8 protein-coding genes and 1 tRNA gene are annotated in these 8,817 nt (G+C 70.7%); 4 read left to right on the top strand and 5 right to left on the bottom strand.

Annotated elements, in window-relative coordinates:
• Positions 1-1,854, top strand: a 1,854-nt coding sequence (locus ABZU52_RS21175) for a rhamnogalacturonan lyase (RefSeq protein ID WP_354972713.1), incomplete at its 5' end; no start/stop codon positions are given.
• A gap of 200 nt (positions 1,855-2,054) precedes the next feature.
• On the opposite strand, the gene ABZU52_RS21170 is transcribed toward ABZU52_RS21175, so the two are convergent.
• Positions 2,055-3,077 carry an LLM class flavin-dependent oxidoreductase gene (locus tag ABZU52_RS21170; RefSeq protein ID WP_354972712.1) on the bottom strand — a complete coding sequence of 341 codons (1,023 nt, stop codon included), beginning with the start codon at positions 3,075-3,077 and terminating at the stop codon, positions 2,055-2,057.
• Between the two features lie 60 nt (positions 3,078-3,137).
• Positions 3,138-3,617 carry an Lrp/AsnC family transcriptional regulator gene (locus ABZU52_RS21165; RefSeq protein ID WP_354972711.1) on the bottom strand — a complete coding sequence of 160 codons (480 nt, stop codon included), beginning with the start codon at positions 3,615-3,617 and terminating at the stop codon, positions 3,138-3,140.
• A gap of 82 nt (positions 3,618-3,699) precedes the next feature.
• Here ABZU52_RS21165 and ABZU52_RS21160 point away from each other — a divergent pair, with 82 nt between their 5' ends.
• Positions 3,700-4,878 (top strand): aminotransferase class I/II-fold pyridoxal phosphate-dependent enzyme, encoded by a 1,179-nt coding sequence (locus tag ABZU52_RS21160; protein WP_354972710.1) that lies wholly within the window; start codon positions 3,700-3,702, stop codon positions 4,876-4,878.
• A 3-nt stretch (positions 4,879-4,881) separates the two neighbouring features.
• On the opposite strand, the gene ABZU52_RS21155 is transcribed toward ABZU52_RS21160, so the two are convergent.
• The 3 genes from ABZU52_RS21155 to ABZU52_RS21145 all read right to left on the bottom strand — a co-directional run bounded on the left by ABZU52_RS21155 (position 4,882) and on the right by ABZU52_RS21145 (position 6,551).
• Positions 4,882-5,532, bottom strand: coding sequence for an NAD-dependent epimerase/dehydratase family protein (locus tag ABZU52_RS21155; RefSeq protein WP_354972709.1), 651 nt, complete (start codon positions 5,530-5,532; stop codon positions 4,882-4,884).
• Between the two features lie 158 nt (positions 5,533-5,690).
• On the bottom strand, positions 5,691-6,440 hold the full coding sequence (locus tag ABZU52_RS21150) for a transcriptional regulator (RefSeq protein ID WP_354972708.1): 750 nt from the start codon (positions 6,438-6,440) through the stop codon (positions 5,691-5,693).
• Positions 6,441-6,476: 36 nt separating this feature from the next.
• Positions 6,477-6,551, bottom strand: a tRNA-Leu gene (locus ABZU52_RS21145).
• A 97-nt stretch (positions 6,552-6,648) separates the two neighbouring features.
• Between ABZU52_RS21145 and ABZU52_RS21140 the strand changes: the two genes are divergently transcribed.
• Complete coding sequence (locus tag ABZU52_RS21140; protein WP_130402813.1) at positions 6,649-7,272, top strand: response regulator; 624 nt, start codon at positions 6,649-6,651, stop codon at positions 7,270-7,272.
• 66 nt (positions 7,273-7,338) lie between these two features.
• Positions 7,339-8,526 (top strand): hypothetical protein, encoded by a 1,188-nt coding sequence (locus ABZU52_RS21135; protein WP_354972707.1) that lies wholly within the window; start codon positions 7,339-7,341, stop codon positions 8,524-8,526.
• Positions 8,527-8,817: the final 291 nt, after the last annotated feature.

Genomic DNA, 8,817 nt, shown 5'->3' with positions numbered 1-8,817 from the left:
CCACCCCCCACCACGCCACCCCCGACCACGCCACCACCCACCACGCCACCCCCGACCACGCCACCACCCACCACGCCACCCCCGACCACGCCTCCGCCGGCGGCCGGGGTGGTGCAGATGGAGAACCTGGACCGAGGGTTGATCAGCGTCCGCTCCGGCAGCGGCAACCTGGTCTCCTGGCGGCTGCTCGGCACCGAGACCTCCGGGGTGGCGTTCAACCTCTACCGGGGTTCCACCAGGGTCAACGCCAGCCCGATCACCGGTGCCACCAACTATCTCGACAGCGGCGCGGCGGCCGGCTCCGCGTACACCGTGCGGGCCGTGGTGGGCGGCGCCGAGCAGGCGGCGTCGGCGCCGGCGTTGCAGTTCGGCGCGGGCTACCTGGACGTGCCGTTGCAGGTCCCGGCCGGGGGCACCACCCCGAGCGGGGAGAGCTACTCCTACAGCGCCAACGACGCCTCGGTCGGCGACCTCAACGGCGACGGCAGCTACGAGATCGTGCTCAAGTGGGACCCGTCGAACGCCAAGGACAACTCCCAGTCCGGCTACACCGGCAACGTCTACGTCGACGCGTACACCCTGACCGGCACCCGGTTGTGGCGGATCGACCTGGGCCGCAACATCCGGGCTGGCGCCCACTACACCCAGTTCCAGGTGTACGACTACGACGGTGACGGTCGCGCCGAGGTGGCCATGAAGACCGCCGACGGCACCCGCTCCGGCACCGGTCAGCTCATCGGTTCGTCGTCGGCGGACTACCGCAACTCCAGCGGCTACGTGCTCTCCGGCCCGGAGTACCTAACCATGTTCAACGGTCAGACCGGCGCGATCGCCTCCACCGTGACCTACGACCCGCCGCGCGGCACCGTGTCGTCCTGGGGCGACTCGTACGGCAACCGGGTGGACCGGTTCCTCGCCGGCACCGCCTACCTGGACGGGCAGCGTCCCTCGCTGATCATGGCCCGGGGCTACTACACCCGGGCGGTCATCGCGGCGTGGGACTTCCGCAACGGCACGCTTACCAAGCGCTGGACGTTCGACTCGAACGCCTCCGGCAACGGCGCCGCCGCCGGCCAGGGCAACCACCAGCTCTCCGTGGCGGACGTCGACGCCGACGGCCGCCAGGAGATCGTCTACGGCGCCGCCACCATCGACGACAACGGTCGGTTGCTCTACTCGACGGGCAACGGGCACGGCGACGCCCTGCACGTCGGCGATCTCGACCCGGGCCGCGCCGGCCTGGAGGTGTTCAAGGTCGACGAGGACGCGAGCAAGCCCAGCTCCTGGTTCGCTGACGCCCGTACCGGTCAGATCCTGTGGTCCACGCCGGCCTCCGGCGACAACGGCCGGGGTGTCTCCGCGGACATCTGGGCGGGCAGCCCCGGCGCGGAGTCGTGGTCGTCAGCGGTCGCCGGACTGGCCAACACCAGGGGTCAGAACGTCGGCCGCAAGCCGTCCTCGGCCAACTTCCTGGCCTGGTGGGACGGCGACCCGGTGCGGGAGCTGCTCGACGCCACGAAGATCGACAAGTACGGCACCGGCGGTGAGACCCGGCTGCTCGACGGCAGTGGGGTGGCGTCCAACAACGGCACCAAGTCCACACCGGCGCTCTCCAGCGACATCCTGGGCGACTGGCGCGAAGAGGTGATCTGGCGGACCACCGACAGCCGGGCGTTGCGGATCTACAGCACACCCACCCCGACCAGCACCCGGATCTACACGCTGATGCACGACCCGCAGTATCGGGTGGCCATCGCGTGGCAGAACACCGCCTACAACCAGCCGCCGCACCCGGGGTTCTTCATCGGCAACGGAATGGGCACCCCACCGACGCCGGACATCCACCTACGGTGATGCAAACCCTGGCGGTCCCGATCGGGGTCGCCTAGGGTGGCAGGCACCGGGCCGCAGCCGCGGAATCCGCTCAGCTCCGGCCCGGTGCGCCACACCGCGGCATTCCCAACCCGTCCCGACCGGGAATGCCGTACCACCACCGGAACCAACATTAGGCAGTGTCCGGGTCGGCGGGGTGACGCTGACGTGAAGATCGTGTTTCACGCGCTCCGGCGTAGACCGCCCGCCACCTGCTCGGCGATCAACTCGTACGACCGCACCCGGTCCTGCACGTCGTACACCAGCGTGGTCAGCATCAGCTCGTCCGCACCGGTCTGCTCCACCAGCTCGGTCAGCTGCCGGCGCACCGTCTCCGGCGATCCCATCGCCTGACCGTCGCGGCGCGCCAGCACGAACTCCCGCTCGATCTCGGTGTACGGGTATGCCGCCGCCTCGTCCGGCGTCGACAGCGGCTCCGGCCGTCCGGAGCGCAACTTCAGGAACGACAGGGCGCTCGGCCCGGCCAACCATTCGGCCCGCTCGTCGGTCTCCGCGCACACCGCGTTGACCGCCACCATCGCGTACGGCTTGTCCAGCCACTGCGACGGCCGGAAGTTCTGCCGGTACAGGGCCAACGCCGGCAGGGTGTTCTGCGAGCTGAAGTGGTGCGCGAAGGAGAACGGCAGACCGAGCAGGCCGGCGAGCTGGGCGCTGAAACCGCTGGAGCCCAGCAGCCACACGGCCGGCTGCTCACCGCGGCCCGGCGTGGCGATGATCTGCCCCGGCTTCTCCCCGCTGAAGAAGTTCATCAGGTCCGCCAGCTCGCGGGGGAAGCCCTCCGCCGACAGGCCCTCCATGGTGCGTCGCAACGCCAGCGCGGTCATCTGGTCGGTGCCCGGCGCCCGCCCGATGCCCAGGTCGATCCGACCCGGGTGCAGCGCCTCCAGGGTGCCGAACTGCTCGGCCACCACCAGCGGCGCGTGGTTGGGCAGCATCACCCCACCCGATCCCAACCGGATCGTCGACGTGTTGGCCGCCAGGTGCGCCAGCAGCACCGCCGGGGCGGAGCTGGCGATCGCCGGCATGTTGTGGTGCTCGGCCACCCAGAACCGGTGGTAGCCCAGCTCCTCGGTGCGGCGGGCCAGCTCGGTGGTGGCCTGCAACGCCGCGCCAGCGGTGGTGCCCTTGGCGACCGGGGCAAGATCAAGAACAGACAACGGTACGGTGATCACACGGTCAGCCAACCCGTCACCGACCGGCTTTGTTCCGGGATGCGGGTTTTCGTCGGCCAGCTCACCCGCCGGTCAGCCCATCCCGCGCGCCTGCTCGAAGATCAGACTGGTCTGTGTGTGCTGCACCACCGGATCGACCGCCAGATGGTCGAGCACGAAGTCCCGCAGCGCGTCGCCGGACGCCGCCCGCACATGCAGCACGTAGTCCTCCGCGCCGGCCACGTGGAACACCGACACCACCCCCGGCAGCCGCACCGACCGGGCCCGGAACGCGTCCACCGCCGCCCGCTCATGCGCGGTCAACCGCACCGACACCAACGCCTGCAACGGCAGGCCGAGCGCCGCCGGATCCACCTCGGCGTGGAAACCACGGATCGCACCCCGCTCGCGCAGCGCCCGGGTACGCGTCAGGCACGTCGACGGCGCCACACCCACCCGCTCGGCGAGGGCGTTGTTCGGCAGCCGGCCGTCCGCCGCCAGCTCGGTCAGGATCGCGCGGTCCACCTCGTCCAGGGCCGGACAGGGCCGCACATCATTCGGCTCAGAGGGCATTCCGCCATTCTCGCCCGAATCGAGCACGGAAATAAACCCCATTGACAGAATGATCTGCCGATCTATTGCCGCCTGCCGACGGATGTTCGACGCTACCGGCATGACAGCGATGGACACCCGGGCCGTACACGCCGGTCGCGACGACCTCCGCACCCTCGGCGTGCACGTACCGCCCATCGACCTGTCCACCACCAACCCACTGCCCTCCGTCGACGACGGCGGTGCCGCGTACGAGCAACTCGCCACCGGCGGCACCCTCCCCACCGACGGCAGCGCCGTCTACCAACGGCTCTGGAACCCCACCGTCGCCCGCTTCGAAACCGCCCTCGCCGAACTGGAGGGCACCGCCCAGGCCGTCGCCTTCGCCAGCGGAATGGCCGCACTCACCGCCACCCTGCTCGCCGCCGCTCGCGACGACCGCCGGCACGTCGTCGCCGTCCGACCCCTCTACGGCGGCACCGACCACGTCCTCGCCACCGGCCTGCTCGGCACCACAGTCACCTGGGCACGCCCCGACGAGGTCGCCGCCGCCATCCGCCCCGACACCGCGCTGATCATCGTCGAGACACCCGCCAACCCCACAGTCGACCTGGTCGACATCGCCGCCCTCGCCGCCGCGGCCGGCGACATCCCCCTGCTGGTCGACAACACCGTCGCCACCCCCGTCCTGCAACAACCCGCCCGCCACGGCGCCACCCTCGTCCTGCACAGCGCCACCAAGAGCATCGGCGGACACGGCGACGTCCTCGCCGGCGTCGTCGCCTGCGACGACACCTGGGCGGTACGCCTACGCCAGGTCCGCGCGGTCACCGGCGCGATCCTGCACCCCCTCGGCGGCTACCTGCTGCACCGCGGCCTGCAAACCCTTCCGCTGCGGGTCCGCGCCCAACAGGCCACCGCCGAGAAACTCGCCGGCTGGCTCGCCGACCACCCCGCCGTACACCGGGTGCACCACCCCTCGATGCACGACCCGGCGGCGCTGGTCGGGCGCCAGATGGCCGGACCCGGCAGCCTGCTCGCCTTCGAGGTACGCGGCGGCGCGCCCGCCGCGGCCGCCGTCGCCGTCGCCTGCCGCCTCATCACCCACGCGGTGTCCCTCGGCGGCGTGGACACCCTCATCCAGCACCCCGCCTCACTCACCCACCGGCCGGTCCAGGGCGACGCCAAACCCGCCGCCGCCCTGCTACGCCTCTCGGTCGGCCTGGAAGACCCCGAGGACCTGCGCGCCGACCTCGCCCACGCCCTGGACACGATCGCCTGACCGTCAGCGCAGCTCGCGGTTGCCCAGCACCCGGACCGGCGAACCCTGCCGCGCCACCCGCAGCATCGCCCGACCGATCCCGTCGGTCGTGGTGACCTGGTTCGGCAGCAACCGACGCAGCACCGGAAACAGCGGACGGGTGACCGCGTACCCGAGCCGGTACCACCGCGTCTTCGACACCGCCCCGTACGTCGGCTGGATGAACCCCGGCCGGGCCGCGTAACCGTTGGGCAGCAGATCCATGATCGCGTTCTCGGCGCGACCCTTGACCCGCGCCCACATCACCCGACCCTGCCCGGTCGAGTCGGTGCCGACGCCGGAGACGTAGACGAACGTGACCTGCGGGCTCACCTCCGCCAGCAACCGCGCCGCGGCGAGGGGGTAGTCGTAGCTGACCCGGGTGTACGCGGCCTCGTCCAGACCCAACGAGGACACCCCCAGGCAGTAGAAACAGGCGTCGACACCGGTGAACTCGGCCCGCACCGCGTCCAACTCGCCCACGTCCGCGACGGTCAGCTCCCGCAGCTTCGGGTCCTGCCGACCGGTCGGCCGCCGACCCACCGTCAACACCTCCGTCACGTCATCGGCGAGCAGACACTCGCGCAACACGCCCTGACCGACCATGCCGGTCGCACCGAAGACAACCACCCGCATCAGAACCCGCCCTCTGTCGTCGACACCCGCACAGGCTCCCACGCATTCCCTGACCGCCACCCCTCCGTCGGTCGATCATGAAGCTATTGCCCTCGATCTCGGCGTGTCAGCGCAATAACTTCATGATCACCAGGGTTGGGTGGCCTGGCGGCGGCGGGTCAGGACTTGGGGCCGACATATCGGTCGAGCGCGGCTACCGCGTCGCGGCGCGCCACCGACAGCGAGTTGGGTCGGTTCATCCGCCAGGCGACGCCGAGCAGGTCGAGGCCCCACTGGCAGAGCCCCATGATGTCGGCCGACTCGTTGACGAACATGTAGCGCGGATAGACGTACGCCTTGCCGCGCACTGTCACCCGGTTGGCGCACCGGCAGCCGTCGGAGTGGAACAGGCCTCTCAGGAAGTCGCCGGGGTGCTGTTCGATGATCGGCCTTTGCCAGTCGGCGAGGACGATCGGTCGCTCGTGCTTCCTGCCAGGCCCGTGCTGCGGGAGCAGGCAGGGCCAGTGGAGGCCGTAACTCTGTACGCCCACGCAACCCTGCTTCTGGACCCGTTGCACCTTCGAGGCCAACACGGCTCGCATGGCCACATCGCATGCCTCGATCAGCCCGGGCCAGTCATTGGAACAGTAGATGCGCAACACCGGAACACGCGCCGTCGTCACCAGGTGGCCGTCGCCCAGGTAGAGACCGAGCAGGTAGGCGTAGGCCGCGGGGTCTGTAGGACTGTCGACACCGACACGGCAGCGGAAACACCGGAGCTGGGTGCCCTGGAACTTCGCTTCCGGCCGGTCGTTGCACCAGTGCCAGACCGTGCGATATGGCAGACCGACAGCCCGAGCGGTGTCGGCGACAGTGCCGCCCGCGAGGAAGAACTGGCGTGCACGAGCACGGATCTCAGGTGGATGCACGAGGCCATCCTCGAACACCCGTACGACATTAATTTGTGCCCTCGGTGGGATTCGAACCCACACTGTATGGAGTTTGAGACCATTGCCTGCTGCCAGTTGGGCTACGAGGGCGCTTCCCTGATTCAGCCCTGACAGGATACCCACTACGCTGAAGGCGGTGACACCCGGCTGGGCGGGTGCCTCGTTCGAACTGGTGGGGGTAGGGCTGGTGGCTGAGATGCCGACGGATGCCGAGCGCAGGCGCGTACTGATCGCCGAGGACGAGGCGCTGATCCGGCTGGACCTCGCCGAGATGCTGGTCGAAGAGGGCTACGAGGTGGTGGGGGAGGCCGGCGACGGCGAGACAGCCGTGCGCCTCGCCGAGGAGTTGAAGCCCGATCTCGTCATCCTCGACATCAAGATGCCGATCATGGATGGGCTGGCCGCCGCCGAGCGCATCGCCGGTGCCCGGATCGCCCCGGTGATCATTCTGACCGCGTTCAGCCAGCGTGATCTGGTGGAGCGGGCGCGGGCGGCGGGCGCGATGGCGTACCTGGTGAAGCCCTTCCAGAAGAGCGACCTGGTCCCGGCGGTGGAGATCGCGCTGTCGCGCTACTCGGAGGTGGCGGCCCTGGAGGCGGAGGTCGCGAGTCTGACCGACCGCCTGGAGATCCGTAAGTCGGTGGAGCGCGCCAAGGGCGCGCTGATGACCACGTACGGGATGACCGAGCCGCAGGCGTTCAAGTGGATCCAGCGCACCGCGATGGACCACCGGATGACCATGAAGGAGGTCGCCGAGCGGATTCTCGCGGAGACCGCCGGCGGCGAGGTGTCGCAGCAGCCGACCGTCTGAGCGGCCCCGGTGACAACGGGCGCCGCTGGGCCACCGCGCGCGGTATCTGGTGGCTAGCATCGACGGGTGTCCGTCCGACGGGTGATCGCGGTGTTCGGCCTCTTCGCGCTGCTGCTCGCCGGGTGCGACGGGCCGGCCGCGCCGAGCGGCGGGGGGTCGATGACGGCCGCCGCGCCGCCGCTGCGGCCGGGTTGGCAGCCGCTGGCGTTGCCGGCGCCGCCGGGTGGTCCGGGTCGTCCGCTGGTGCGGGACGCGGCGTCGTGCGCGGGTCGGTGGTTCGTGGTCGGTGGCGTCGTGGACGCGGCCGGTGGCACCCGCCCGGCGGCCTGGGCCAGTGTGGACGGTACGACGTGGACGGTGCTGTCGGTGCGTCCGGATTCCTTCTACGGGCGGCAGAACGTGTTCCTGTCGGCGGCCTGCCGCGACGGTCAGGTGGCGTTGATCGGCGCGAAGGTCGGCGGTGCGCACGGCAATCCGCGGGTGAGCACCTGGCGGCAGGTGGCCGACGGTGCGCTCATCGAGGTGCAGGCGTCGTTCGAGACGTACGGCGGGCCGACGGCGGTGAACGTGTCCCGGCTGGTGGCCGGTCCGGCGGGTTGGTTGATCGTCGGTAACCGGTCGGCGGGTGCGGCGTCCTGGGTGGCGTCGCCGGCCGCGGCGGAGTTCGCGCTGGTCGAGGGCGCGCCCGAGCTGGCCAGCGATGCGGTGGGGGTGACCTGGGCGTTCGACGCGGTGGCGACGTCGTCGGGGTGGCTGGCCGTGGGTGGGCTGTTGCCGGCTGGCCGGATCGACCGCGACCCGGCGGTGTGGTCGTCGCCGGACGGGCGCTCGTGGCGGCGCACGGTGCTGCCGGGTGGTTCCGAGTACGAGGAGTTGCAACGGGTGGTGCTGGCCGACGGCGTGCCGGTGGCGGTCGGGCTGCGCGGGGGGACGTTCGGCGCGTGGCGGCAGGAGGCGTCGGGTTGGCTGGCCGTCGGGACGTTCGGGCGGCGGGCTGGTGCCGGGGTGCCGGGGGTGGGGTCGCTGGTGTCGTCCGGGGGCACGCTGTTCGTCGCGGTGACGGATGGGGCGCGGCATTCGGTGTGGGTGTCGACCGACCGGGGTGGGTCGTGGCGGGAGGCGGCGATGCCGCTCGATGTGCCGGCGGGTGTTGATCGGGATGTGACGCTGGTGGCGGTGGGTGACCGGTGGTGGTTGGCGGCGGACGACGGCACCCGAGTCGGGCTGTGGTGGGCGGAGGGTCCGGGCGCCTGACCGTCGACGGTGCGGTGACGCTCTGCCCCGGGGTGCGACCCGCCTGGACGTTTCCGCAGGTCAGTCGGCTTCTTGTCAGGTCCGCGTGGTCAGGATTGTGTCGCGTGGATGTCGACCGGGCGTGGGTTTAAGGACCGACCGGCGGATTCACCTGTTACGGACATCGACGTGATTGCCCGCGTCTTCGTAACGGTTTCGCAGACCCCCGCTTCAGGCCTTCCGGGACGGTGTGTCATGTCGGTACGCTCCGCCATCACGAGCCGTAACGCAGGGGGAGTCCCTGCGGGGTGG

Source organism: Micromonospora sp. NPDC005220 (assembly GCF_040607895.1).
Taxonomy (GTDB): domain Bacteria; phylum Actinomycetota; class Actinomycetes; order Mycobacteriales; family Micromonosporaceae; genus Micromonospora.
The sequence above is the reverse complement of the archived record's forward strand: the minus strand, read 5'-3'. Positions and strand labels throughout refer to the sequence as shown.